Annotated in this window: 18 protein-coding genes; 13 read left to right on the top strand and 5 right to left on the bottom strand. The window is 56.8% G+C overall.

Features of this window, described 5'->3' with window-relative positions:
• Nucleotides 1–72: 72 nt before the first annotated feature.
• Both rplK and rplA read left to right on the top strand, forming a co-directional pair.
• Nucleotides 73–498 (top strand): 50S ribosomal protein L11, encoded by a 426-nt coding sequence (gene rplK / locus MK208_RS14025; RefSeq protein WP_294117594.1) that lies wholly within the window; start codon nucleotides 73–75, stop codon nucleotides 496–498.
• Nucleotides 498–1,196 carry a 50S ribosomal protein L1 gene (gene rplA, locus MK208_RS14020; RefSeq protein ID WP_294117592.1) on the top strand — a complete coding sequence of 233 codons (699 nt, stop codon included), beginning with the start codon at nucleotides 498–500 and terminating at the stop codon, nucleotides 1,194–1,196. Before rplK ends, rplA begins: the two co-directional genes overlap by 1 nt.
• A 65-nt stretch (nucleotides 1,197–1,261) precedes the next feature.
• Here the strand turns inward: rplA and MK208_RS14015 are convergent, their stop codons facing one another.
• Nucleotides 1,262–1,891 (bottom strand): hypothetical protein, encoded by a 630-nt coding sequence (locus tag MK208_RS14015; RefSeq protein ID WP_294117590.1) that lies wholly within the window; start codon nucleotides 1,889–1,891, stop codon nucleotides 1,262–1,264.
• Nucleotides 1,892–2,032: 141 nt separating this feature from the next.
• Here MK208_RS14015 and MK208_RS14010 point away from each other — a divergent pair, with 141 nt between their 5' ends.
• From MK208_RS14010 to MK208_RS14000, 3 genes are all read left to right on the top strand, one after another.
• The gene (locus MK208_RS14010) at nucleotides 2,033–2,269 is read left to right on the top strand and encodes a hypothetical protein (protein WP_294117582.1); all 237 of its coding nucleotides are present in this window, start codon (nucleotides 2,033–2,035) and stop codon (nucleotides 2,267–2,269) included.
• Nucleotides 2,270–2,588: 319 nt separating this feature from the next.
• On the top strand, nucleotides 2,589–4,964 hold the full coding sequence (locus tag MK208_RS14005; protein ID WP_294117581.1) for a methyl-accepting chemotaxis protein: 2,376 nt from the start codon (nucleotides 2,589–2,591) through the stop codon (nucleotides 4,962–4,964).
• A 223-nt stretch (nucleotides 4,965–5,187) separates the two neighbouring features.
• Nucleotides 5,188–6,222 carry a fatty acid desaturase gene (locus MK208_RS14000; RefSeq protein WP_294117579.1) on the top strand — a complete coding sequence of 345 codons (1,035 nt, stop codon included), beginning with the start codon at nucleotides 5,188–5,190 and terminating at the stop codon, nucleotides 6,220–6,222.
• A gap of 65 nt (nucleotides 6,223–6,287) precedes the next feature.
• Here the strand turns inward: MK208_RS14000 and MK208_RS13995 are convergent, their stop codons facing one another.
• Nucleotides 6,288–7,199 carry an aldose 1-epimerase family protein gene (locus MK208_RS13995; protein ID WP_366011077.1) on the bottom strand — a complete coding sequence of 304 codons (912 nt, stop codon included), beginning with the start codon at nucleotides 7,197–7,199 and terminating at the stop codon, nucleotides 6,288–6,290.
• 339 nt (nucleotides 7,200–7,538) lie between these two features.
• Here MK208_RS13995 and rplJ point away from each other — a divergent pair, with 339 nt between their 5' ends.
• Nucleotides 7,539–8,057, top strand: coding sequence for a 50S ribosomal protein L10 (gene rplJ, locus MK208_RS13990; protein ID WP_294117576.1), 519 nt, complete (start codon nucleotides 7,539–7,541; stop codon nucleotides 8,055–8,057).
• Nucleotides 8,058–8,128: 71 nt separating this feature from the next.
• On the top strand, nucleotides 8,129–8,506 hold the full coding sequence (rplL, locus tag MK208_RS13985) for a 50S ribosomal protein L7/L12 (RefSeq protein ID WP_093323523.1): 378 nt from the start codon (nucleotides 8,129–8,131) through the stop codon (nucleotides 8,504–8,506).
• Nucleotides 8,507–9,356: 850 nt separating this feature from the next.
• On the opposite strand, the gene MK208_RS13980 is transcribed toward rplL, so the two are convergent.
• Both MK208_RS13980 and MK208_RS13975 read right to left on the bottom strand, forming a co-directional pair.
• Complete coding sequence (locus tag MK208_RS13980) at nucleotides 9,357–10,337, bottom strand: murein L,D-transpeptidase catalytic domain family protein (RefSeq protein ID WP_294117565.1); 981 nt, start codon at nucleotides 10,335–10,337, stop codon at nucleotides 9,357–9,359.
• Between the two features lie 128 nt (nucleotides 10,338–10,465).
• Nucleotides 10,466–11,716, bottom strand: a complete 1,251-nt coding sequence (locus MK208_RS13975) for a flavin-dependent oxidoreductase (RefSeq protein WP_294117564.1) — start codon at nucleotides 11,714–11,716, stop codon at nucleotides 10,466–10,468.
• A gap of 504 nt (nucleotides 11,717–12,220) precedes the next feature.
• On the opposite strand from MK208_RS13975, the gene rpoB reads away from it, so the two are divergent.
• The 3 genes from rpoB to MK208_RS13960 all read left to right on the top strand — a co-directional run bounded on the left by rpoB (nucleotide 12,221) and on the right by MK208_RS13960 (nucleotide 21,706).
• Nucleotides 12,221–16,357 carry a DNA-directed RNA polymerase subunit beta gene (rpoB, locus tag MK208_RS13970; RefSeq protein WP_294117562.1) on the top strand — a complete coding sequence of 1,379 codons (4,137 nt, stop codon included), beginning with the start codon at nucleotides 12,221–12,223 and terminating at the stop codon, nucleotides 16,355–16,357.
• Between the two features lie 55 nt (nucleotides 16,358–16,412).
• Entirely contained in the window at nucleotides 16,413–20,660 is a 4,248-nt protein-coding gene (rpoC, locus tag MK208_RS13965) for a DNA-directed RNA polymerase subunit beta' (RefSeq protein WP_294117560.1), read from the top strand.
• 164 nt (nucleotides 20,661–20,824) lie between these two features.
• Nucleotides 20,825–21,706 (top strand): DMT family transporter, encoded by an 882-nt coding sequence (locus MK208_RS13960; protein ID WP_294117870.1) that lies wholly within the window; start codon nucleotides 20,825–20,827, stop codon nucleotides 21,704–21,706.
• Here the strand turns inward: MK208_RS13960 and MK208_RS13955 are convergent.
• Nucleotides 21,682–22,479, bottom strand: coding sequence for a putative rhamnosyl transferase (locus MK208_RS13955; RefSeq protein ID WP_294117869.1), 798 nt, complete (start codon nucleotides 22,477–22,479; stop codon nucleotides 21,682–21,684). The two genes, MK208_RS13960 and MK208_RS13955, sit on opposite strands and share 25 nt — an antisense overlap.
• A 345-nt stretch (nucleotides 22,480–22,824) precedes the next feature.
• Between MK208_RS13955 and rpsL the strand changes: the two genes are divergently transcribed.
• From rpsL to fusA, 3 genes are read left to right on the top strand one after another with little or no spacing between them, the layout of a single operon-like run.
• Nucleotides 22,825–23,196 carry a 30S ribosomal protein S12 gene (gene rpsL, locus MK208_RS13950; RefSeq protein ID WP_054000841.1) on the top strand — a complete coding sequence of 124 codons (372 nt, stop codon included), beginning with the start codon at nucleotides 22,825–22,827 and terminating at the stop codon, nucleotides 23,194–23,196.
• A gap of 15 nt (nucleotides 23,197–23,211) precedes the next feature.
• Nucleotides 23,212–23,682, top strand: a complete 471-nt coding sequence (gene rpsG, locus MK208_RS13945) for a 30S ribosomal protein S7 (protein WP_132861092.1) — start codon at nucleotides 23,212–23,214, stop codon at nucleotides 23,680–23,682.
• 21 nt (nucleotides 23,683–23,703) lie between these two features.
• On the top strand, nucleotides 23,704–25,821 hold the full coding sequence (fusA, locus tag MK208_RS13940) for an elongation factor G (protein WP_294117537.1): 2,118 nt from the start codon (nucleotides 23,704–23,706) through the stop codon (nucleotides 25,819–25,821).
• The last annotated feature ends 109 nt before the right edge of the window (nucleotides 25,822–25,930 follow it).

Here is a 25,930-nt window from a genome sequence, read left to right as displayed (position 1 = left end):
CGCGATGTCGGATCGGACCACGCAACATAACCCGGGCGGAACGCGTTTCGCTCACGTTGAAAGGAAAACCAAATGGCTAAGAAGCTTGCTGGTACAATGAAGCTGCAGGTTCCTGCAGGTCAAGCCAACCCTTCCCCACCCGTCGGTCCGGCGCTGGGTCAGCGCGGCATCAACATCATGGAATTCTGTAAGGCGTTCAACGCCAAGACACAGGACATGGAGCCAGGTGCGCCTTGCCCAACCGTGATCACCTACTATCAGGACAAGTCCTTCACCATGGACATCAAGACGCCACCTGCGTCTTACTACCTGAAGAAGGCTGCCAAGCTGAAATCCGGTGCAAACCTGCCAGGCCGTGAGGTTGTAGGTTCCGTGACTGCCGCTCAGGTGAAAGAAATCGCCGAAGCGAAAATGAAAGACCTGAACGCAAACGACATCGATGCTGCTATGCAGATCATCCTTGGCTCCGCGCGTTCCATGGGCATCGAGGTGAAGTAATGGCTAAGCTTGGTAAACGTACTGCCGCAGCGCGCGAAGCGTTCGCTGGCAAATCCAACCTGACCGTTGAAGAAGCTGTTGCTCTGGTCAAAGGCAACGCCAAAGCGAAGTTCGACGAGACCGTTGAAATCGCCGTTCAGCTGGGTGTTGACCCACGTCACGCAGACCAGATGGTCCGCGGCGTTGTTGGTCTGCCAAACGGCACCGGCAAAGACGTGCGTGTTGCTGTATTTGCTCGCGGTCCAAAAGCCGAAGAAGCACAGGCAGCTGGCGCGGACATCGTTGGCGCAGAAGATCTGATGGAAACCGTTCAGGGCGGCACCATCGACTTTGATCGCTGCATCGCGACTCCTGACATGATGCCGGTTGTTGGTCGTCTGGGTAAAGTTCTTGGCCCACGCAACCTGATGCCAAACCCAAAAGTTGGCACCGTGACCATGGATGTGGCTGACGCTGTGAAAAACGCCAAAGGCGGCGAAGTGCAGTTTAAAGTCGAGAAAGCCGGCGTTGTGCACGCTGGTGTTGGCAAAGCCTCCTTCGACGAAGGCAAGCTGGTTGAGAACGTAAAAGCGTTTATGGACGCGGTTCTGAAAGCCAAGCCTGCTGGCGCGAAAGGTGCCTACGTGAAGAAGATCGCTCTGAGCTCCACCATGGGCCCAGGTGTGACTATCTCCGTGGACAACGCCACCGCACAGTAAGATCACCCGATCTTCAGAGATTTAAGGGCGTCCCTTTGGGGCGCCCTTTTTTATTGCGGTGCAGACTAACGCAAGGCGCGGCGGCGACAGAGCGGTTCTGAGCGAATGGCTTTGCGCTGCACAAATTTCAGGTGGCCGAGAACAGGCCGAAACGCCATGTGTTTGTCAGAGCGATCCATGAAATCTAGAATGCGATAGATGTTGATTGGATGTTTCTGGATCAGCGTCAGGATGCGGTCCTGTGCCTCCTCCCGGGAATAGGTGTCGATTATCTGACAGGCAGCTTGTGTCGGTGTCAGGATGTAAAAATCCTGAGGCCGTCGTGGGGTGTAGCGGATGGCGTCAAATGGGGACTCTCCAAGCGCGCGGAACTTGGGGATGATCATCCGCAGGTCGTGATGTGCGTTTTCAATGACATGCCCAGATACCTGACGGAAGCCAAATGCAGATAACTTCAGTGCAATGTGATTGCGCATTGGGCCGGCCATTATGTCTGCATCAGAACGATCAAATCGCAGATCATCAAAGACCGAGAGTATCTGGCGCTCGATGTCGACCACAGCCAGATAGGGATCTTGGTCGATGGTCTCGAGCATGTCATGAAGGTCAAATTGAGCGGACTGTACCGGTTTCGTGCCATCAGCTGGTTCGTTTGGATTTCGCGCCTTTGAGAGGCGGGTTAGCTTCCAGAGCATTACAGAGCGCCTTTTGCAAATGCAGGTATCGTTTCTGATACGTGGCAGCCGTGGTTGTTGGCTCATTCATGGTTCTTTTGCATCCGCGGGAGCAGCGGCGGCGTAGTTGACAGGAGGCGTGGCAACTAGAAGAGGGCGGACATGACATTACACGAGAAGAGGCAGGATCTGGATGGGGAGAAGCGCAAGGTGTTGTTGCAGCGTCTACTTTCCGAACTCAGTGGCTTAGACCCGAACCTGTATTACCAATCCACCAGCCAAGTCGCGCTGTTGCTGCGAGCCTATATTGATGGGGATGCAAAGTTGGTTCAGGAGGATCGTAAGCTTCTGCAAGGTTTGGCTCCGCGCGATATCGAGGTTTTGCTGAGCTTGCATTGAAGGCAGTGTGCGCGCTCGGTGAAGTGTTTGGGCTTAGACCTTTCGGGGTGGTTTGATCTCGAGGCGCATCGGTTCACAGGTTTACGATTCGGGTTTGTAAACTGCCTAAAGAATAATCAGACCTGATGTTTGGCTCAGGTCGCGGGGCACTGAATTAATTCGTTGCATTGAAAAATTTATGCGTGCGTTGGCGTGAAAGCTGACTCACCTTCAGGGTGTGTTTTGGCGCAAACTCCGTGGGTTATCGGCATTCTTCGGCCTTTATTAAGTCCTTTGGCGCAGTCGTGAGAGCACGTTAGGACAGCCAATAGGACCACTAATGCCACGCTTCAATTCAATCCCGCTTTCTAGGAAGCTGCCGATTTTTATTGTCGGTTTCAGCATCCTGCTCGCGGCTGGACTGATCTCAGCCAGCCTTTTTGCGCTTCAGAAATATGCCTTTACGGCCGTTGAGAACCAAATGTTCTCAACCATCGCAGACCGACGATTTGCGGTGCGTCAGATGTTGAAAGGTGTTGAAGCGGATCTGGAGTCTTTGGCGGTGTCTTCGGCCACGGCCAATGCTTTGGTCGACTTTGAAGAGTCGTGGGGGGCGTTGGGCGGGGACGCGCAGTCTGAACTGACGCTGGCCTATATCGATGGCAACCCAAATGAAGTTGGCTCTAAACATCTGTTGGATCGGGCGCAGGGGGATGCGGCCTATCACACGGATCATGCGCTGTACCATCCAGGTCTGCGGACCCTGATCGAAACCAAGGGTTACTATGACGCCTTCCTGATCAATCCGTCCGGGGATATTGTGTATTCGGTCTTCAAGGAGCTGGACTACGCCACCAATCTTGTGTCTGGCGCCTACAAGGACAGTGGTCTGGCTGATGTGTTCAAATCTGCCGTAAAAGGTGCGGACGGAAGCATGCATTTTGATGACATGCGGCCTTATGCACCCAGTTACGGTGCAGCCGCGGCCTTCATTGCGGCGCCGGTCCGCGGCGCAGACAATGCGCTTCTGGGTGTTGTCGCGTTGCAGATCCCGGTCAATATGATGGGTGAAATCACCAACAGCAGCCTTGGGCTGGGTGAGACCACTCAGATCTATATTGTGGGCGACGATGGTCTTGCCCGGACCACGTCGCGCTTTGAAAGCGGGTTTCAAGTGCTCGACGAACTGCCAATGACACACCACATCGAAGAAGCGCTTGCTGGGCACAGCGTGTTTGAAGTGGATGAAGGGGTAAACGGTCAGCAGGTGGTGACCTATGTCAAACCGCTTGAGCTAGACTACGCCAACTGGGCCATCATCGCCGAGCAAGACGTCAGTGAGACCATGGGGCCCGTTTGGGCGCAGGGGAAGATCCTGATTGCTGTTAGTGTTCTCTTGACGGTGGTCCTGTCTTTCCTTGGCTGGATGTTTGCCCGCACCATTACCCGTCCGTTGAGCGAAATCTGCGGTGACATGGAGCAAATCTCCGGGGGCGACTTTGAAACCGATGTGGCCACCGCAGAGCGCGGGGACGAGATCGGGGATCTGGGCAAAACCCTTGTGGCAATGCGCGGCGACCTGAAGAAAGCCAAAGACGCCGAACAGCAGCGGGCTATCGCGGCCCAGGAACAAGAGGTTGTTGTCGAGAAGCTGAGCGCCGGCTTGGGGCAGTTGTCTCAGGGCGACTTTGCACAAACCATCGACGAGCCGTTTGGCGCAGACCACGATGCGTTGCGTCTGGACTTCAACAAGACTGTGCATCAACTCAACACCACCGTGTCACAAGTGGTGGAGTCGGCGGACAGCATCAAGAGCGGTGCCGCTGAGATCAGCCAGTCGTCGCTGGATCTGTCGCAGCGGACAGAGAACCAGGCAGCAACGCTGGAAGAAACTGCGGCGGCGTTGAAGGAGATGACCAACAACGTGCAGTCGGCCGCCGAGGGCACCCGCAATGTGGAGAACGTTGTAGCTGAGGCCCGCTCCGAGGCGGAAGTCAGCGGCGAGGTTGTGCGCGATGCGGTGAAAGCGATGACCGAGATCGAAGAGGGCTCGCGTCATATCTCCCAGATCATTGGTGTAATCGACGATATCGCCTTCCAGACCAACCTCTTGGCGCTGAACGCGGGTGTGGAAGCCGCGCGTGCCGGTGACGCGGGTCGTGGCTTTGCGGTGGTGGCCTCCGAGGTGCGTGCCCTGGCGCTGAAGTCTTCGGATGCGGCCAGCGAGATCAAGGCTCTGATCAGCGACAGCGCGCAGCAGGTCGAAAGTGGCGTGGATTTGGTTGGCAAAGCGGGTGACGCTTTGAATAACATCACCGAACGGGTCAACAACATCTCCACGCTGATGTCTGAAATTGCCCGCAGCGCGACGGATCAGTCTGCAGGCTTGGCAGAAATCAACGCCAGTGTTGTGCAGTTGGATCAGGTGACCCAAGCCAACGCTGCGATGGTAGAAGAGTCCACTGCGGCAGGGCAGATGCTTGCCAAGGATGCGTCTGAACTGATGGCGATGGTCTCAAGCTTCAAGACCGATGCGTCGGCGGTTGCCGAGGCGCCCGTGGCGGCGCCTGCACCGGTTGCCCCACCGGTACCGGCACCAGCGCCGGCACCAAAGGCTGAGGTTGATGCGCCAGCACCGGCACCAAAGAAGAAAGCGGCCCCGATGGCTGTCGACGGAAATGCAGCGGTGGATATGGAGCTGTGGCAGGACTTCTAATGCCCTGGCTTCGGGCGCAGGCTTGTTGGCATGCGGGCGATGCGCCGAAACCCCTGCACCAGGTGCCGCCGGTCGGGTTTTCCGCCGGCGGCATTCTATTTTGACCGTGGAATGCAGAAATGCGCGAAAAACTGACGCAACGACAGCAATGTGATCAAAAACCAATTGCCAGCCGCGTGCTTTCGTCTATCCACGGCGCAACGAACAAATCATTGGCAGGCACATGGTAATCCACTCCGTTCCGCAACCTGATCAGCCTGTCGAGCGTTCCGCGCGCGAATGGGTTAAAGTCCTCGCACAGTACCGCGAGCCCAACGAGGCGCGCAGCGTCTTGGAACTGTTGGTTACTGTGGTGCCCTTTGTGGCACTTTGGGCTCTGGCGTGGTGGAGCATGTCGGTCAGCCTGTGGCTGACCCTGGGCATTTCTGTGTTGAACGCGCTGTTTCTGGTGCGCCTGTTCACCATCCAGCATGACTGTGGTCATGGCGCCTTTTTCAAAAGTCGTGAGGTGAGTGACTGGCTCGGCCGCGTACTGGGTGTGGTCACCCTGACCCCCTATGACGTCTGGCGGCGCACCCATTCGATCCACCACAGCGCGGCGGGCAATCTCGACAAGCGTGGCATTGGTGATGTTTACACCATGACCGTGGCCGAATATCGGTCGGCCCATCCTTTGCGTCGATTGCAGTACCGCATGGTGCGCCATCCGCTGACCATGTTTGGTCTGGGGCCGTTTTATCTGTTTTTTGTCCAGAACCGGGTGCCGTTGGGGTTGATGGACAGCCGCAAATACTGGCTCAGCGCCATGGCAACCAATCTGGTGCTGATCGCAGTGCTTGCGGGCATCTATTATTTTGGCGGTCTTGCGCCGCTGCTGCTTATCTTCCTGCCAACCACCTTGATCGCCGCGACGGCAGGTGTCTGGCTGTTTTACGTGCAGCACCAGTTTGAGAACACACAGTACGACCAGCACGAAGCGTGGGACCTGCATGAGGCCGCTTTGAAAGGCAGCTCTTACTACCGTTTGCCCGCCGTGCTGCAATGGTTCAGCGCCAACATAGGCATCCACCATGTGCACCACCTCTACAGCCGCATCCCGTTCTACCGCTTGCCGGAAGTGCTCAAGGACTATGGAGAGTTGGCCGAGAACAACCAGATGAGTGTGCGGGAAAGCCTGGCCTGTGCGCGTCTGCATCTTTGGGATGAAAAGACGCGACGATTGCTGTCGTTCCGGGAAGCGAAAGCAATCTACGGATAAGAACAACGCCACCAACTTGGTGGCGTTATTTGTTTGGTAGAGTGTTGGCGTGCCGAAGGCGTTGCCTAGGTTTCTACGGTGACGCTGAAGCCAAATTCCACCGCCTCACCGGCGGGCAGTGACAGGCTGTTGGGGCGTTGAGAAATCTGTGGCCCATCCCCAACCAGAGACGCGGTGCCGTGCCATGGCTCGACACATAGGAATGGCGCGTCGACCGGTTTCCACAGCGCGAGATCAGGCAGGTTGTGGAAGGTGAAAGCCAACCCCGGGCCGTTCTCTGGGCCGTAGCGCAGTGCCTCGGTGCCATTTGGGAACACCAACGCGCCGTCTTTGAACAGGCCTTCCTCAATCTCCAGCACCCCATTGGTAAACGGGCCTTCCACCCGCGTCGGCTCCAGCAGCCCGTCTGGGTGCAGCGGCTGCCGGGCGGGATTGTTGGCTGTCTCCAACTGGACGACATGCCGTTGGGTCTCCGCACCGGGCAGGGGCCAGTTGAAGGCCGGGTGGAAGCCAAAGCCAAAGGGCATTGCGGTGTCGGAGTGGTTCTCCACCCGAGCGGTCACGGTCAGGGTTGCGTCCGCCAAGGCGTGGGTGAGGTGCAGCGCGAAATCGAAAGGGTACAGCGCCCGCGTTTCAGGGGCCGCGCACAAGACGTGGCGGCACTGCGTTGGGCTGTGCTCTTCCAACGTAAAGGTGCGTCGCCGCGCGAAGCCATGTTGCGCCATGTCGGCCCTGTGTGCGCCCACGGCAATCCTGTCGTCTACAGCGCGCCCCACGATGGGGAAGAGCACAGGCGCGCGGCCGGACCAAAAGGCCGGATCACCGTGCCACAGCAGATCCACACCGGCGTGCGTGCGCAGATATTGCATTTCGGCACCAAGCTCCGCGACAGACAGGCTGAGGTGATCGTTGGAAAGAGTACAGTCAGATGTCATGTCAAAGCCTTTGTAACGCCTGCCCCGGAGGAATTCGGCCACACTCTAGCGTCCGGTGTGGGGAAGGGAACCGCCATCTTTGCTGGCTGCAGATTTCTGTGCTTGCAAAGTGGCTGTGTGGGCGGTAAACGGCCCCTGCCCATTCCGAAACGGAGTCGCTTGTCGATTCTATCTTGGGGTGGCCTGTCCAAGACGAAGGGTTCGGATTTCGATCTGAATAATTCCTTTCTGAGATGGGGTAAGAGACAAGAATTCTTAGAAGGCCCCATGGGGCCGTCTGGCGATCTTGGTTCCCAACCCAAAGTATGGACCTAAACGCGTGCCGCATCTGTGGTGCGCAAAACTGAGCCGGGGCGTAAGTCCCATATTTGGAGTAAAACTGTGGATAGAGCACAAAAAGAGAAGTTGGTCGAAGAGCTCGGCCAGATCTTTGAAAGCTCTGGCGTTGTAGTGGTTGCCCACTACGCGGGTCTCACGGTTGCTGACATGCAGGACCTTCGCGCACGTGCCCGTGCAGCGGGTGGTGCTGTTCGTGTCGCCAAGAACAGGCTCGCCAAGATCGCCCTGGACGGCAAACCATGCGAAAGCATCGGTGGCCTTCTGTCGGGTATGACCGTTCTGACCTATTCCGAGGACCCTGTGGCAGCTGCCAAAGTGGCCGAGGACTTCGCCAAAGATCACAAGAAATTTGAGATCCTTGGTGGTGCAATGGGCGAGAACGCTCTGGACCGTGCTGGTGTTACAGCAGTGTCGAAAATGCCTTCGCGCGACGAGCTTATCGCTCAGATCGCAAGCATGCTCGGCGCACCTGCTTCCAACATCGCCGGTGCCATTGGCGCACCTGCTTCGAACATCGCATCCATCCTGTCTACCATCGAGGAAAAGGCAGAGGCTGCGTAAGCAACTTTTTGAGCCGCGTAGGGTGAATGCCCAACGTTGGAACACATACCTAAGAACGGAAAGAGTCTAAAATGGCTGATCTGAAAGCACTCGCAGAAAGCATCGTGGGTCTGACCCTGCTGGAAGCACAAGAACTGAAAACCATCCTCAAAGACGAGTATGGCATCGAGCCAGCCGCTGGCGGCGCAGTTGTAATGGCAGCAGGCGGCGACGCCGGCGGTGCAGCTGAAGAAGAAAAGACTGAATTTGACGTAATCCTGAAAGCTGCAGGCGCGTCCAAAATCAACGTCATCAAAGAAGTCCGCGGCATCACCGGTCTGGGCCTGAAAGAAGCTAAAGAGCTGGTTGAAGCCGGCGGCAAAGCTGTCAAAGAAGGCGTTTCCAAGGACGAAGCGGAAGAGATCAAAGGCAAGCTGGAAGCAGCTGGCGCTGAGGTCGAAGTTAAGTAATTCGGTTTTTCACCGAGTTATTGCAGGCGTCCCTTCGGGGGCGCCTGTTTTTGTTTGGGGAGGGCGTTTTCTGTGTGGTGGGATATTGTCTTTTTCGGCCTAAAGTTGGCTTTTTCTTGCTTTCGTGACTGGCCGCTATCCACAACTAATCAACGATACAGGCCCTGAACGCATCTGATAGGCCTCCTTCTGGACCACTCGGACACTCGAACGCGCAGACTTGAAGTTTCTTGAAATCCGTACTTTGGCTCGCGAGTTCTGATCTTGCTGATCTGCTTAGAAGACCAAAAATTGTTTCGCTATCCGTAGGGTTCTTTGCGTTCAAAAGAGTGTATAACTCCACCGTGATCGCAAGATGTTTTTGTAGGTCCGAAACGTCAGTTCGATTTAGTTCCTCAAGCATCAAAAAAAGAGTTGCCCAATTCGAAGGTCTTCACCCTGAGAAGCGTCAAGAAAAAGCGATCCTGTTGTCAACAATGAACCATATTCCTGCAGCCACCAGTTGGTTTGCTGTTCCATATTTTCGAAGGTGTTGCACGATCCAGGTAAGTTGCTCTGGCTTAAGGTCTGGGAAGGAAGTACCAGGAAAAGAGACGCAATGGCACAGCGTGTTACCGCCAGTGCCTTCGGTGGGGTATTCCTCAATTTTGAAACCTCTTGTCCATTTTTCGGCTTCGCCCAGGTAGCCACAGGAGGGTGTCTACTCGCTACAATCTCTTCCTTCCTGAAAGTGATAGTAGATGTTGGCTGCTCAGTACACACTTTGTGCGGTTGCCTTTTACGGTGTGCGGGGGAGGGACGGTTTGTAGCGCTCGCAAATGAGTATTGGCACCACTTTCTAGGACTATCATTACTTACAAAGCGGCAGCTCCAGCGGTGGCTGTTTCGGCAGTGAGGCGCGCCATTCGTTGATGATGGGCTGCAGGGTTTTCTTGGGCCAGAACTTCGGTATGCCGATGGTTTTGAGGCAAGCGGCATGCCAGTAGAGGCCGGATTGTTGCGGGGATGTCCCGCGTTGGATCGCTTTGGCCACGGCGTTGATGTCTTTTGAGGACGGGTAGATGTAGAGTGTTGTTGGCTTGCCATCGGCGATCTTCAGAATTTGGTCCGTGGCGGGTTTGGACCAGGTGGTGCAGCCGTTGCTGCGCCCTGAGGTGTAGTCTACCAGTTTGCCAAAGGGCACAAAGCCGTCCGCGTCGGCGTGGGTGCTTTGGGGCCGTTCCATCCGGCATTGCCAGCGCAGGAACATGGCGCGGTGCCCGCCGATGGCGCGCTCGCGGGCGTTGCTGGTTTCGCCTTCGCCGTCAAACAACAGGAAGGTGCGGAGGAACGGTTTGGTGCCCGCGCTGCCTTGGTAATAGCCCTTGAAGGATGTGCGGGATTCGGCGGTGACATAGGCGCCACCGGCGGTGAGCTTGGAGCCCTCGGCGTTGCTGAAATTGCGGGCGCATTGGCGGCCATTGGCAAAGTTGGCTTTGGCCAGTTTGCGGCCGTTTCCGTAGCCTGAGGAAACCGCCTTAAACGTCTTTGCGTTCTCGCAGATCACATAGAAGCGGGGTAGAGCGCTGCCGTCATCGGCTGTGCTGGGACGGGTGGCGTCCATTGCGAAGTAACAGGGGTTCTTGACCGTGCCGCTGCGGCGCTTCTCGAGATAAAGCGCGCGGGCGCGGTCGAGCACGATGGGCGCAATTTGGCCTGTTCCTGTGCCGACGTGTTTTTGCAGCCATTTGGGAATGTCTTGGGACGCCTTGGACGCCCAAGTTGGCGCTGCGAGGCCCGAGCAGATCAGGGCGGCGAGGCCCATGGCGCGGAGGGAAAAGGTCAAAAACAAAAGGCAGGCTCCCACATATGACGGACAACACGAACTGGGGTCAGCCTGCCCGAAAAAGGGGGTGCGGGTCTAGGGGGGGGGATAGAGGTTTGGCGGTGGGGCGTCCCTGCAAGGACGTCCGCTGTGTTTTAGGCGATGATCGGCGCTTGTGTGTTGGTGTCTTCCACCCGAATGCGGGCCAGCTTCTTGAAGCTCTCGGCGTGCTCTTGGCGTTCCTGCATTGGCAGCACATCATCAAGCCAGGCGAAGTCACCTGCGCAGCGGTCTTCGGCCATTTGCATGATCGCGTCCGGTCCGCCGTTGCCGCGGTTGGCCAGGGTCACAGCGTTGGCCATGGGCCGCACCTGATCCTCATAGGTCTTGGCGGCGGCATGTCCGGTGCCTTGCGCCTTGATGGCTGCGCCAAGCAGGCGGGCGTCGATGATCGCCTGGCTCGCGCCGCTGGAGCCCACGGGGTAGGTGGCATGGGCTGCGTCGCCAATCAGCGTGACCGCGCCGTCGGTCCAGCTGTCCACCGGTTCGCGGTCCACCATTGGGTATTCAAACACCTCGTTGGCGTTGGCGATCAGTCCGGGAATGTCGATCCAGCCAAAGTTCCACGTGGCGAAGTCCTCGGCAAAGCGGGAGGCGTCCACTTTGCGGTTCCAGTCGCTCTTCTCGATATGGTCGTTGGGGTCCACCTTGGCCTCGGCAATCCAGTTGATCAGCGTCGCGCCGGTTTCGGGATCAGGGGCGGAAATCGGGTAGGTCACAAACCGCTGGGTGTCGTGGCCTGCGAGGATCATCGACGTGCCGCTCAGGAAAGCTGGCGCGGTGGTGGTGCCGCGCCACATTATGGCACCACCCCAGACAGGCGCGCCTTCGTCCGGATACATCTGCGCGCGGATGGCGGAGTGCACCCCGTCTGCCGCGACCAGCATTTTGCCCGCCATGGATTTGATGGTTTCGCCTTCCTGATAGATGACCGCCACACCTTTGTCGGTGTTCGTGTATTGGGTCACGCGGCAGCCAAAGGTGATGCAATCATCGCCACAGCGGTCCAGCAGGGCTTTCAACAGGCCCATCTGCAACTCGCCGCGGTGGACTGAATATTGTGGCCAGTTGTATCCCGCATGGCGCCCGCGTGGTTCGGTCCAGATCTCCACGCCGGTCTTGGTGTAAAACCCGTAATCGCGGGTCTTCACGCCGACCTGGTCCAGCATGTCCTCCAGGCCTAAGGCAAACAGCTCCCGCACACAGGGCGGCTGAAGGTTGATGCCCACGCCCAGAGGCTTTGGGTCTGTTACGCTTTCAAGGATGTGAAAAGGAACGCCAATCTCATGCAGGGTGAGGCCCATGGTCAGTCCGGCGATACCACCGCCAGCAATAATTATGGTCATAGTAAGAGTCAGTCTCTTGTTGTTCGTTGTTTTGTCCTGGAGTATTGTGAAAATTCCTCGGCGGTGCAAATGCAACTGCGCCCGACCAAGGCGATGGTCCCAGAACGGGGCCCTGGCTGATTTGGCGAATGTCAAGCCCCAAGGGGTTGCAAAGGCACGCTTGATTCAATATTCGGTAATCTCTTGCGGTTTCGAGCGATTCGGGGCCGCTTTTGTCCTTTGCGGATTTATTGGATAAGGCGGCGCTGATCTGGGGCACTCTCCCCACACTTTCAAAAGACGACACAAACAAGACAAAGCCTTGAAATACAGGTGAAAACCCCGGCTTGGTAAGCCTCTTGGGTTCTGCGATGCACGCAGCAAGAGGTTTTCCAAGGCAGGATTTTGATCGAGTGACCCCGGTGGGACGGGGGCGAGAATGGATCTGATCCACGCCGTCACTGACGCGACGTGCCGGGGCCCGACGGTATGTTGTTGATGATGAATCGAAAGGTGACATTGACCATGGCTCAAAGCTTCCTTGGCCAGAAACGTCTACGTAAATACTACGGTAAAATCCGTGAAGTTCTGGAGATGCCGAACCTGATTGAGGTTCAGAAATCTTCTTATGATCTGTTCCTGAAATCCGGTGATCAGCTGCAGCCGACAGACGGCGAAGGCATCAAAGGTGTGTTCCAGTCGGTATTCCCGATCAAGGACTTCAACGAAACTTCCGTTCTGGAATTCGTCAACTACGAGCTGGAAAAGCCGAAGTATGACGTTGAGGAATGTCAGCAGCGTGACATGACCTACAGCGCACCGCTGAAGGTGACCCTGCGTCTGATCGTGTTTGATGTGGACGAAGACACCGGCGCCAAGTCGGTTAAGGACATCAAAGAACAAGACGTCTTCATGGGCGACATGCCTCTGATGACCCAGAACGGCACCTTTGTGGTGAACGGCACCGAGCGCGTGATCGTGTCTCAGATGCACCGTTCCCCTGGTGTGTTCTTTGACCACGACAAAGGCAAAACCCACTCTTCGGGCAAACTGCTGTTCGCCTGCCGCATCATCCCATACCGCGGCTCCTGGCTGGACTTCGAGTTTGACGCCAAAGACATCGTTTACGCCCGCATCGACCGTCGTCGTAAGCTGCCTGTGACCACCCTGCTGTATGCGCTGGGCCTGGACCAGGAAGGCATCATGAATGCCTATTACGACACCGTGAACTTCAAGCTGGATAAGAGCAAAGGTTGGGTCACCAAGTTCTTCCCAGAGCGCGTACGCGGCACCCGTCCAACGCAGGATCTGATCGACGCTGCTACCGGCGAAGTCATTGCCGAAGCTGGCAAAAAGGTCACCCCGCGCGCGGTTAAGAAGATCATCGACGAAGGCAAGATTACCGATCTGCTGGTGCCGTTTGAGCACATCGTTGGCAAATTCGTGGCCGAGGACCTCATCAACGAGGAAACCGGTGCGATCTACGTGGAAGCCGGCGACGAGCTGACTCTGGAATACGACAAAGACGGTGACCTGATCGGCGGTACCGTGAAAGACCTGATCGACGCAGGCTTCACCGATATCCCTGTTCTGGACATCGACAACGTCAACGTTGGTCCATACATGCGCAACACCATGGCGGTGGACAAGAACATGAGCCGCGAAACCGCGCTTATGGACATCTACCGTGTGATGCGTCCGGGTGAGCCACCCACCGTTGAAGCGGCGTCTGCACTGTTTGACACCCTGTTCTTTGACAGCGAGCGTTATGACCTCTCCGCGGTGGGCCGCGTGAAGATGAACATGCGTCTGGCTCTGGATGCGGAAGACACCCAGCGGACCCTGCGCAAAGAAGACATCATCTCCTGCATCAAGGCGCTGGTGGAACTGCGTGACGGCAAAGGCGACGTGGACGACATCGACCACCTCGGCAACCGTCGTGTGCGCTCCGTTGGTGAACTGATGGAGAACCAGTACCGCGTGGGTCTGCTGCGTATGGAACGTGCGATCAAAGAGCGTATGAGCTCTGTAGAGATCGACACGGTCATGCCGCAGGATTTGATCAACGCGAAGCCAGCCGCAGCGGCGGTGCGTGAATTCTTCGGCTCCTCGCAGCTGTCGCAGTTCATGGACCAAACCAACCCGCTGTCTGAAGTGACGCACAAGCGTCGTCTCTCCGCGTTGGGCCCAGGCGGTCTGACCCGTGAGCGTGCAGGTTTTGAGGTGCGCGACGTGCACGCGACCCACTACGGTCGTATGTGTCCGATTGAAACGCCGGAAGGTCCAAACATTGGTCTGATCAACTCGCTGGCGACTTTTGCCCGCGTGAACAAATACGGCTTCATCGAAACACCTTATCGTAAGGTTGAGAACGGCGTGGTCACCGATGAGGTGAACTACATGTCCGCAACCGAAGAGCAGCGTCACACCGTGGCGCAGGCCAACGCGTCTCTGGACGAAAACGGCAAGTTCACCAATGAGTTCGTGAACACCCGTCAGTCCGGCGAATACACGCTGGCCGCCTCTGAAAACGTGGACCTGATCGACGTGAGCCCGAAACAGCTGGTGTCTGTTGCGGCCTCTCTGATCCCATTCCTTGAAAACGACGATGCGAACCGCGCTCTGATGGGCTCGAACATGCAACGTCAGGCGGTGCCACTGCTGCGTGCGGAAGCACCACTGGTGGGTACTGGTATCGAGGAAAAAGTGGCGATCGACTCCGGCGCGGCCATTCAGGCGAAGCGCGCAGGTATCATCGACCAGGTGGATGCACAGCGTATCGTGATCCGCGCCACCTCCGATCTGGAGCTGGGCGACGCGGGTGTGGACATCTACCGTCTGCGCAAGTTCCAGCGTTCCAACCAGAACACCTGCATCAACCAGCGTCCGCTGGTGAAGGTGGGTGACACCGTTGCCAAGGGCGAAGTGATTGCTGACGGTCCATCCACCGATATCGGTGAACTGGCTCTGGGTAAAAACGTGGTTGTCGCGTTTATGCCTTGGAACGGTTACAACTACGAAGACTCCATTCTGATCTCCGAGCGCATCGCGCGTGACGACGTATTTACTTCGGTGCACATCGAAGAATTCGAAGTTGCCGCACGTGACACCAAGCTGGGTCCAGAAGAAATCACCCGCGACATTCCAAACGTCGGTGAAGAAGCGCTGCGCAACCTCGACGAGGCCGGTATCGTGTACATCGGTGCGGACGTGGAGCCAGGCGACATTCTGGTGGGTAAGATCACACCAAAGGGCGAAAGCCCAATGACGCCGGAAGAAAAGCTTCTGCGCGCCATCTTTGGTGAGAAAGCCTCCGACGTGCGCGACACCTCGCTGCGCGTGAAGCCAGGTGACTTCGGTACGGTTGTGGAAGTACGCGTCTTTAACCGCCACGGTGTGGAAAAAGACGAACGTGCGTTGCAGATCGAGCGCGAAGAGATCGAACGTCTGGCACGTGACCGTGACGACGAACTGGCGATCCTGGACCGCAACATCTACGCCCGTCTGAAAGACATGATCCTCGGCAAAGTGGCTGTAAAAGGTCCAAAAGGCGTGAAAGCAAACTCGGAAATCTCCGAGGAACTGCTGAACTCCCTGAGCCGTGGTCAGTGGTGGCAGCTGGCTCTGGAAGATGAGAAAGACGCCCAGATCGTTGAGGCTCTGAACGAGCAGTACGAGATCCAGAAACGTGCGCTTGAGCACCGCTTTGAGGACAAGGTCGAGAAAGTCCGTCGTGGCGACGACCTGCCCCCTGGTGTGATGAAGATGGTCAAAGTCTTCATCGCCGTGAAGCGTAAGCTTCAGCCGGGCGATAAGATGGCCGGTCGTCACGGGAACAAAGGTGTTATTTCCAAGGTTGTGCCTATGGAAGACATGCCGTTCCTCGCAGACGGTACGCCGGTTGACTTCTGTCTGAACCCACTGGGGGTGCCTTCGCGTATGAACGTTGGTCAGATCCTGGAAACCCACATGGGTTGGGCCGCACGCGGTCTGGGTGTGAACGTGGACGAAGCGTTGCAGGAATACCGTCGCTCCGGCGATCTGACCCCTGTGCGTGAAGCGATGCGTTTGGCTTATGGCGACGATGTCTACGAAGAAGGCATCACCGGCATGAACGAAGGTCAACTTCTGGAAGCCGCAGGCAACGTCACTAACGGTGTGCCAATCGCGACCCCAGTGTTTGACGGCGCGAAAGAAAGCGACGTGAACAATGCGCTGGTGCGGGCTGGCTTCTCTGAATCTGGTCAGTCGCAGCTGTTTGATGGCCGCACAGGTGAGCAGTTTGCCCGCCCTGTGACCGTGGGCATCAAGTACCTGCTGAAACTGCACCACCTGGTGGATGACAAAATCCACGCGCGTTCCACTGGTCCGTACTCCCTGGTCACACAGCAGCCGCTGGGTGGTAAGGCACAGTTCGGTGGTCAGCGCTTTGGTGAGATGGAAGTCTGGGCTCTGGAAGCTTACGGCGCCGCCTACACCCTGCAGGAAATGCTGACTGTGAAGTCGGATGACGTGGCAGGCCGGACCAAGGTCTATGAAAGCATCGTCAAGGGCGAGGACAACTTTGAAGCGGGCGTCCCAGAATCGTTCAACGTTCTGGTGAAAGAAGTCCGTGGCCTCGGCCTGAATATGGAACTCCTGGATACGGAGGAAGGTGAGTGAGGGCGTTAGCCCTCATCCCATCCACTCTCCTCCCAACCAAATTTGAGGTATCAAAATGAACCAGGAACTGACGAACAACCCGTTTAACCCGCTCGCGCCACAAAAGGCGTTTGACGAGATCAAAGTCTCGCTGGCCTCGCCGGAGCGGATCCTGTCGTGGTCCTACGGTGAGATCAAAAAGCCGGAAACCATCAACTACCGTACGTTCAAACCAGAGCGTGACGGTCTGTTCTGTGCGCGTATCTTTGGCCCAATCAAAGACTACGAATGTCTCTGCGGCAAATATAAGCGCATGAAGTATCGCGGCGTTGTCTGCGAAAAATGTGGTGTTGAAGTTACCCTTCAGAAAGTGCGCCGTGAGCGCATGGGCCACATCGAGCTGGCCGCGCCAGTGGCACACATCTGGTTCCTGAAATCGCTGCCATCCCGCATCGGCCTGATGCTGGACATGACTCTGCGTGATCTGGAACGTGTGCTGTACTTTGAAAACTACGTTGTTATCGAGCCGGGTCTGACCGACCTGACCTACGGCCAGATGATGACCGAAGAAGAGTACATGGATGCGCAGGACGCATACGGCATGGACGCCTTCACCGCCAACATCGGTGCTGAAGCGATCCGTGAAATGCTGTCCATGATCGATCTGGAATCTGAAGCCGAGCAGCTGCGCGCCGATCTGGCCGAAGCAACCGGTGAACTGAAGCCAAAGAAGATCATTAAGCGTCTGAAAGTGGTTGAGAGCTTCATTGAGTCTGGCAACCGTCCGGAGTGGATGATCCTGACTGTGATCCCAGTGATCCCACCAGAGCTGCGCCCGCTGGTGCCGCTGGATGGTGGCCGCTTTGCGACGTCCGACCTCAACGACCTCTACCGTCGGGTGATCAACCGGAACAACCGTCTGAAGCGTCTGATCGAACTGCGTGCGCCTGACATTATCGTGCGCAACGAAAAGCGGATGCTGCAGGAATCTGTGGATGCGCTGTTTGACAACGGCCGTCGCGGCCGCGTGATCACCGGCGCCAACAAGCGTCCGCTGAAATCGCTGTCTGACATGCTGAAAGGTAAGCAGGGTCGTTTCCGTCAGAACCTTTTGGGTAAGCGCGTCGACTTCTCTGGCCGTTCGGTGATTGTGACCGGTCCGGAACTGAAACTGCATCAGTGTGGTCTTCCCAAGAAGATGGCGCTCGAGCTGTTCAAGCCGTTCATCTACTCGCGTCTGGAAGCCAAAGGTCTGTCCTCTACTGTGAAGCAGGCCAAGAAACTGGTGGAAAAAGAGCGTCCCGAAGTTTGGGATATCCTCGATGAGGTGATCCGCGAACACCCTGTCATGCTGAACCGTGCGCCTACGCTGCACCGTTTGGGCATTCAGGCGTTTGAGCCGGTTCTGATCGAAGGTAAGGCGATCCAGCTGCACCCGCTTGTCTGTTCTGCGTTTAACGCCGACTTCGACGGCGACCAGATGGCGGTTCACGTTCCTCTGAGCCTTGAGGCCCAGCTGGAAGCGCGTGTTCTGATGATGTCCACCAACAACGTTCTGTCCCCGGCCAACGGTGCACCAATCATCGTTCCGTCGCAGGATATGATCTTGGGCCTGTACTACACTTCCATCATGCGTGAAGGCATGAAAGGTGAAGGCATGGTCTTCTCCTCCATCGAGGAAGTTCAGTACGCGCTGGACGCTGGCGAAGTGCACCTGCACGCCAAGATCCACGCCCGTATCCCACAGATCGACGAGAACGGTCTGGAAGTTGTGGAACGTGTGGAAACCACCCCTGGTCGTGTGCGCCTCGGCGCGCTTCTGCCGCAGAACAACAAGGCGCCATTTGCCTTGGTGAACAAGCTGCTGCGGAAGAAAGACGTTCAGAACGTGATTGACACCGTCTACCGCTACTGTGGTCAGAAAGAGTCCGTGATCTTCTGTGACCAGATCATGACCATGGGCTTCCGCGAAGCGTTCAAGGCCGGCATCTCGTTTGGTAAAGACGACATGGTGATCCCGGACAACAAGTGGACCATCGTCGACGACACCCGCGATCAGGTGAAAGACTTTGAACAGCAATACATGGACGGCCTGATCACTCAGGGCGAAAAGTACAACAAAGTTGTGGATGCCTGGTCCAAGTGTAACGACAAAGTCACCGACGCGATGATGGGCACCATCTCCGCGGCGCAGACTGACGAGAACGGCGCCGAAGCGGAGCCAAACTCGGTCTACATGATGGCCCACTCCGGTGCGCGTGGCTCGGTCACACAGATGAAACAGCTGGGCGGTATGCGCGGCCTGATGGCCAAGCCAAACGGCGACATCATCGAGACCCCGATTATCTCGAACTTTAAAGAGGGTCTGACCGTTCTGGAGTACTTCAACTCCACCCACGGTGCCCGTAAGGGTCTGTCTGATACCGCGCTGAAAACAGCGAACTCCGGTTACCTGACACGTCGTCTGGTTGACGTGGCGCAGGACTGCATCGTGCGTATGCACGACTGTGGCACTGACAATGCCATCAATGCCGAAGCCGCTGTGAACGACGGTGAGGTTGTGGCCTCTCTGGCAGAGCGTATCCTGGGCCGTGTTGCGGCTGAGGATATCATGAAGCCAGGCACGGATGAGGTGCTGGTTGCACATGGTCAGCTGATCGACGAACGCATGGCGGACTCGATTGACGAAGCTGGTGTGGCCAATGCCCGTATCCGCAGCCCGTTGACCTGTGAGGCTGAGGAAGGCGTCTGTGCCATGTGCTACGGTCGTGACCTTGCACGCGGTACGCTGGTGAACACCGGTGAAGCGGTTGGTATCATCGCGGCGCAGTCGATTGGTGAACCTGGTACACAGCTGACGATGCGGACCTTCCACATCGGTGGTGTTGCGCAGGGTGGTCAACAGTCGTTCCTGGAAGCAAGCCAGGAAGGCAAGATTGTCTTTGAAAACGCCAACACTCTGGAGAACGCCAACGGCGAGATCCTGGTGATGGGCCGCAACATGAAGCTGATCATTCAGGGCGAAGACGGCGACGAGCGTGCCAGCCACAAGGTTGGGTACGGTTCCAAGCTGTTTGTCAAAGACGGCCAGGCGGTCAGCTTTGGCGACAAGCTGTTTGAATGGGATCCGTACACCTTGCCAATCCTGGCGGAGAAAGACGGTAAGGCGAAGTTTGTTGATCTGACCGTGGGTATCTCCCTGCGTGACGAGACCGATGACGCAACCGGCATGACACAGAAGATCGTGTCTGACTGGCGTGCGGCACCAAAAGGCAACGAGCTGAAGCCAGAAGTGATCCTGGTGGATGCCGATGGCGAGCCTGTGCGCAACGATGCGGGCAACCCGGTTCACTACCCAATGTCTGTGGACGCGATCCTGTCTGTTGAAGATCAGCAGGACGTGAAAGCTGGTGACGTTATCGCGCGTATCCCGCGTGAAGGTGCAAAAACCAAAGACATTACCGGTGGTCTGCCACGTGTGGCCGAACTGTTCGAAGCGCGTCGTCCAAAAGATCACGCGATCATCGCAGAAATCGATGGTTACGTGCGCTTTGGCCGCGACTACAAGAACAAGCGCCGCATCGCGATCGAACCGTCTGATGAGAGCCTGGAGACCGTGGAATACATGGTGCCAAAGGGCAAACACATCCCAGTGCAGGAAGGCGACTTCGTGCAGAAGGGTGACTACATCATGGACGGTAACCCGGCACCGCACGACATCCTCTCCATCATGGGTGTTGAAGCGCTGGCGGATTACATGATCGACGAAGTGCAGGACGTGTATCGACTGCAAGGTGTGAAGATCAACGATAAGCACATCGAAGTGATCGTCCGCCAGATGTTGCAGAAGTGGGAAATCCAGGACTCTGGTGAAACCACCCTGCTCAAAGGCGAACACGTCGAGAAGGCTGAGTTTGACGCCGCCAACGAGAAGGCGCTGGCCGAAGGCCGCCGTCCTGCTCAGGGTGAGCCGATCCTGCTTGGTATCACCAAAGCGTCGCTTCAGACCCGGTCCTTCATCTCCGCGGCTTCGTTCCAGGAGACCACCCGCGTTCTTACCGAAGCCTCCGTGCAGGGTAAGAAAGACAAGCTGGTTGGCCTCAAAGAGAACGTTATCGTGGGCCGCCTGATCCCAGCCGGTACCGGTGGTGCGACACAGAAAGTACGTCGTATCGCGTCTGAGCGGGACAACGTGGTTGTGGAAGCGCGTCGTGAGGAGGCGGAAGCCGCCGCACGTTTGGCAGCCCCGGTTGAAGATGTGACTGCGGATGATGTGTTTGACAGCGGTCTGGTGGAAACACCGGAAAGCCGCGAGTTCGACTAAACCATCGACCTAACGCTTTTTGAAAGGGCCCCCGGCAATACGCCGGGGGCCCTTTTGCTTTCGGCGAGGATATTTGGGGAATGAGAAACCGGGGTCTTGGCAAAGCACAGAGGTGGTCCTAGGGTCGCTCGGTTGCATACGGGAAAGGGCGGCACATGGCGGCGATGTCAGACAACACCAAGGGCGCACTCCTGATGATGCTCTCTATGGCGGCGTTTACGTTCAACGACACGTTGGTGAAGTCTCTGGGCACAGATGTGCCACTGTTTCAGATGTTGTTTATGCGTGGAGTACTGGCCTCAGTCTTGATCTGGGGATTGGCCAAGTCTTTAGGCAAGCTGCGCTGGGGCCTGTCACGTCAGGATTGGGCGCTGGTGATTGTGCGCACCGTTGCCGAAATCGGCGCGGCCTATTTCTTTATCACGGCGCTCTACCACATGCCCTTGGCCAATGTGACGGCGATCCTGCAAATCTTGCCTTTGACCGTGACCCTTGGTGGCGCATTGTTTTTTGGTGAGGCTGTTGGCTGGCGGCGGGCCTCTGCGATTGCCGCGGGTTTCTGCGGCATGTTGCTGATTGTGCGGCCGGGGCCATATGGCTTTGACCAATATGCGATCTACGCCATGGTGGCGGTGGCCTTTGTGACTTTGCGCGATCTGTCGACACGCAAAATGTCCGCCAATGTGCCGTCTTTGACGGTGACACTGGTGGCCTCGCTTGGCGTCATGGTGTTTGCCGGAGCGGCCAGCCTGGGCGGCGAGTGGGTCACCTTGGATGTCCGCCAATGGATGCTGCTCAGCGGGGCCGCGCTTTTCATCTTGGGCGGCTATCTGTTTTCGGTCCTGGTGATGCGCGTGGGTGAGGTCAGCTTCATCGCGCCCTTCCGCTACAGCGGGCTGCTCTGGGCGCTGATCCTGGGCTTTGTGGTGTTTGGCGACTGGCCAGACCCCATCACGCTCACCGGGGCGGCGATTGTTGTGGGGGCAGGGGTGTTCACCTTGTTGCGCGGGCGCAAACTGTCTCAGGAAAACGTGGCACGCACCTGATCCACGTCGATCGCAAAGCGGGCTTTGAACTCCGCTTCCTGCTCCGGAGTTAAAGGCTCTACCGGCACTGGTTTGACCTTCTTCTGTCGGCTGTCGTTGTAGCCATTGTGGGTGCGCACCCACATCGGTGTATCGGTGAAAGACACAGTGGGCATGAACTGGTTCATGATGCCGTGGCGGAAGTTCATGATTGTGAGCGGACAGCCCCCACGCACATACATGCCCAGTGAAGCCACATAGAGATTGCGCACGGTATCGGTGGCGGCAATGCCGTCGCCACTCATCTCGGCAATCAGACCACGGTTCCAGTCAAAGGCGACAGAGCGGTTCTCCAGCAGGCCGGGCACAGCGTTCACCGCCGCGCGGAACTTTTCGAAGAAATCCACCGAAATGGCATCATCATCATCATGGCGGAACTGCAGGCAAGGCGCCTTGGGATCCTTGCGCGCGCCGTTGATCAGTTCTTTCATCAGCGGGCGATGTGGCTTTGGTTCATGGGCCACAATTGAGATCTGCGGAATGTCGGCTGTGATGTCGTGTAGACGGTCCACATGGTGCTTGGGCAAAGTGTCGCCAATCACGATGATCATCTCGAAATTTTGGTCGGTCTGCTCGCGCAGACAGGGCAGGGCCACCGTTTCCATCAACTGAAACCGCTCCTCCAGCCGGTCTTCGGCATAAAGGAAGGCAATACGGTCCTCGATGGTCTCATGTTCCACTTGAAATCCGCCCAAAGCTGGATAGGAGAACCGGCACAGACCAATCATCTGCATGTCCCTGCTGTCGATCATGTTTTTGCCTCTCTTATGGTTGGGCGCACATTGGCAGGGGACGCGGACCAGCGCAACAGGGGCAGCTGTTGACAAGGGCTGCGACTCCTCATATACGCGCGAACATCCGGCAATGGGAGAAGTGTACCCTGAGCCGTTTCACACCTGTAGTGGTCAAGTTCCGGTCTACTTTGAAGACCGCAACCTCTGAGACCCCACCGCGTCGTTTGCCTCGGAATGGAAACGATTGCGGTTTTTGCGCTTGTGTCCGCACAAGTTGCGAAAAAACAGATAACCGCGTTGGGCCTCGGCCCGGCGTATAAATGGAAGCAATAGGAAAGAGACCCTATGCCAACGATTCAGCAGCTGATCCGCAAACCGCGTCAGCCTAAAATCAAGCGCTCCAAGTCGCAGCACCTGGAGCAGTGCCCTCAGAAGCGTGGCGTATGTACCCGTGTGTACACCACCACGCCGAAGAAACCTAACTCCGCTATGCGTAAAGTTGCGAAGGTGCGCCTGACCAACGGTTACGAAGTGATCTCCTACATCCCAGGTGAATCCCACAACCTTCAGGAACACTCCGTGGTTCTGATCCGCGGCGGTCGTGTAAAAGACCTTCCGGGTGTTCGTTACCACATCCTGCGTGGTGTTCTGGATACCCAAGGCGTCAAAGACCGTAAGCAACGTCGTTCCAAGTACGGCGCGAAGCGTCCTAAGTAAGAAGGAGAGGCTGATATGTCACGTCGTCACGCCGCTGAGAAACGCGAGATTCTGCCTGACGCCAAATTTGGCGATAAGGTCCTGAGCAAATTCATGAACAACCTGATGATCGACGGCAAGAAATCTGTTGCCGAAAAGATCGTTTACAACGCGCTGGACCGCGTTGAAAACAAGGTGAAGCGCGCCCCTGTTGAAGTGTTCCACGAAGCACTCGACAACATCAAGCCATCGGTTGAGGTTCGCTCCCGCCGTGTGGGTGGTGCCACCTATCAGGTTCCGGTCGAAGTGCGCCCTGAGCGCCGCGAAGCCCTGGCCATCCGCTGGCTGATTGGTGCTGCGCGTGGCCGCAACGAAAACACCATGGAAGAACGCCTTGCAGGCGAACTTCTGGATGCCGTGAACTCCCGCGGTACCGCCGTTAAGAAGCGCGAAGACACTCACAAGATGGCAGAAGCTAACAAAGCCTTCAGCCATTATCGTTGGTAAAGCCCAGAGGACATTAGACCAATGGCACGCGAATATACGCTCGAACATTACCGCAACTTCGGTATCATGGCGCACATCGATGCAGGTAAAACCACCTGCTCCGAGCGCATCCTGTACTACACCGGCAAATCCCACAACATCGGTGAGGTGCACGACGGTGCAGCCACCATGGACTGGATGGAGCAGGAACAGGAACGTGGTATCACCATCACTTCCGCTGCGACGACCACCTTCTGGGAGCGCACCGAAGATGGCCAAACCGCAGACACGCCTAAGCACCGTCTGAACATCATCGACACTCCAGGCCACGTTGACTTCACCATTGAAGTTGAGCGCTCCCTGGCGGTTCTCGATGGTGCCGTTTGTGTTCTGGACGCCAACGCTGGTGTTGAACCACAGACCGAAACCGTGTGGCGTCAGGCTGACCGCTACAAGGTTCCACGCATGGTGTTCGTCAACAAGATGGACAAAATCGGCGCGGACTTCTTCAACTGCGTACGCATGATTGAAGACCGTACCGGTGCAACCGCTGTTCCAGTGGCATTCCCAATCGGTGCAGAAACCGAGCTGGAAGGCCTGGTTGACCTGGTCACCATGGAAGAGTGGCTGTGGCAGGGTGAAGACCTCGGCGCAAGCTGGGTGAAAGCACCTATCCGTGACGAACTCAAAGATCTGGCCGACGAATGGCGCGGTAAAATGATCGAGAACGCCGTCGAGCAAGACGACGACGCCATGGAAGCCTACCTGGAAGGCGAAGAGCCTGACGTGCCAACCCTGCGCAAACTGCTGCGCAAAGGTACCCTGTCTCTGTCCTTCGTTCCGGTTCTCGGCGGTTCCGCGTTTAAGAACAAAGGCGTTCAGCCTCTGCTCAACGCTGTGATCGACTACCTGCCGTCCCCACTGGACGTTGTTGATTACATGGGCTTTGCACCAGGTGATGAAACCGAAGAGCGTAACATTGCCCGTCGTGCAGACGACGACATGGCGTTCTCCGGCCTGGCGTTCAAAATCATGAACGACCCGTTTGTTGGCTCCCTGACCTTTACCCGGATCTACTCCGGTGTGCTGAACAAGGGCGACACGCTCTTGAACTCCACCAAAGGTCGTAAAGAGCGCATCGGTCGTATGATGATGATGCACTCCAACAACCGTGAGGAAATCACCGAAGCGTTTGCGGGTGACATCATCGCGCTGGCAGGTCTGAAAGACACAACCACTGGTGACACGCTCTGCGCCACCAACGATCCGGTTGTTCTGGAAACCATGACCTTCCCGGATCCGGTGATCGAGATTGCTGTTGAGCCTAAGACCAAAGCTGACCAAGAGAAAATGTCTCAGGGTCTGCAGCGTCTGGCAGCCGAAGACCCATCCTTCCGCGTGGAAACTGACCTGGAATCCGGTCAGACCATCATGAAGGGCATGGGCGAACTTCACCTGGACATCCTCGTGGATCGTCTGAAGCGTGAGTTCAAGGTTGAGGCCAACATCGGTGCGCCACAGGTGGCCTACCGTGAGACCATCTCCAAAGGCATCGAGCACACCTACACCCACAAGAAACAGTCTGGTGGTTCCGGTCAGTACGCTGAAGTCAAAATGGAAATCATGCCGACTGAAGCTGGTGAAGGCTACTCCTTCGAAAGCCGCATCGTTGGTGGTGCTGTTCCGAAGGAATACATCCCGGGTGTTGAAAAGGGTATCCAATCTGTTATGGACTCCGGTCCGCTGGCAGGCTTCCCTGTGATCGACTTCAAAGTTGCTCTGATCGACGGTAAGTTCCACGACGTGGACTCCAGCGTTCTGGCCTTTGAAATCGCCGCTCGTATGGCAATGCGTGAAGGCATGAAACTGGCCGGCGCGAAACTGCTTGAGCCAATCATGAAAGTGGAAGTGATCACACCGGAAGAATACACCGGTGGCATCATTGGCGACCTCACCTCCCGTCGTGGTCAGGTGTCCGGTCAGGAACCACGTGGTAACGCTGTAGCGATCGATGCATTTGTGCCTCTGGCCAACATGTTCGGCTACATCAACAACCTGCGCTCCATGTCTTCGGGCCGCGCGCAGTTTACCATGCAGTTCGACCACTACGATCCAGTTCCGCAGAACATCTCCGACGAGATCCAAGCGAAATACGCATAACAAAATTTGGGAAGCGGGCTGCCCGCTTCCCACCTCAACATTAAGGAGGCCATCATGGCTAAGGAAAAGTTTGAGCGCAGTAAACCGCACTGCAACATCGGCACCATTG

The sequence above is a fragment of the Shimia sp. genome (assembly GCF_022448905.1).
Taxonomy (GTDB): domain Bacteria; phylum Pseudomonadota; class Alphaproteobacteria; order Rhodobacterales; family Rhodobacteraceae; genus Shimia.
Note: the sequence above shows the minus strand (reverse complement) of the source record. Positions and strands in the feature narration are given on the sequence as shown.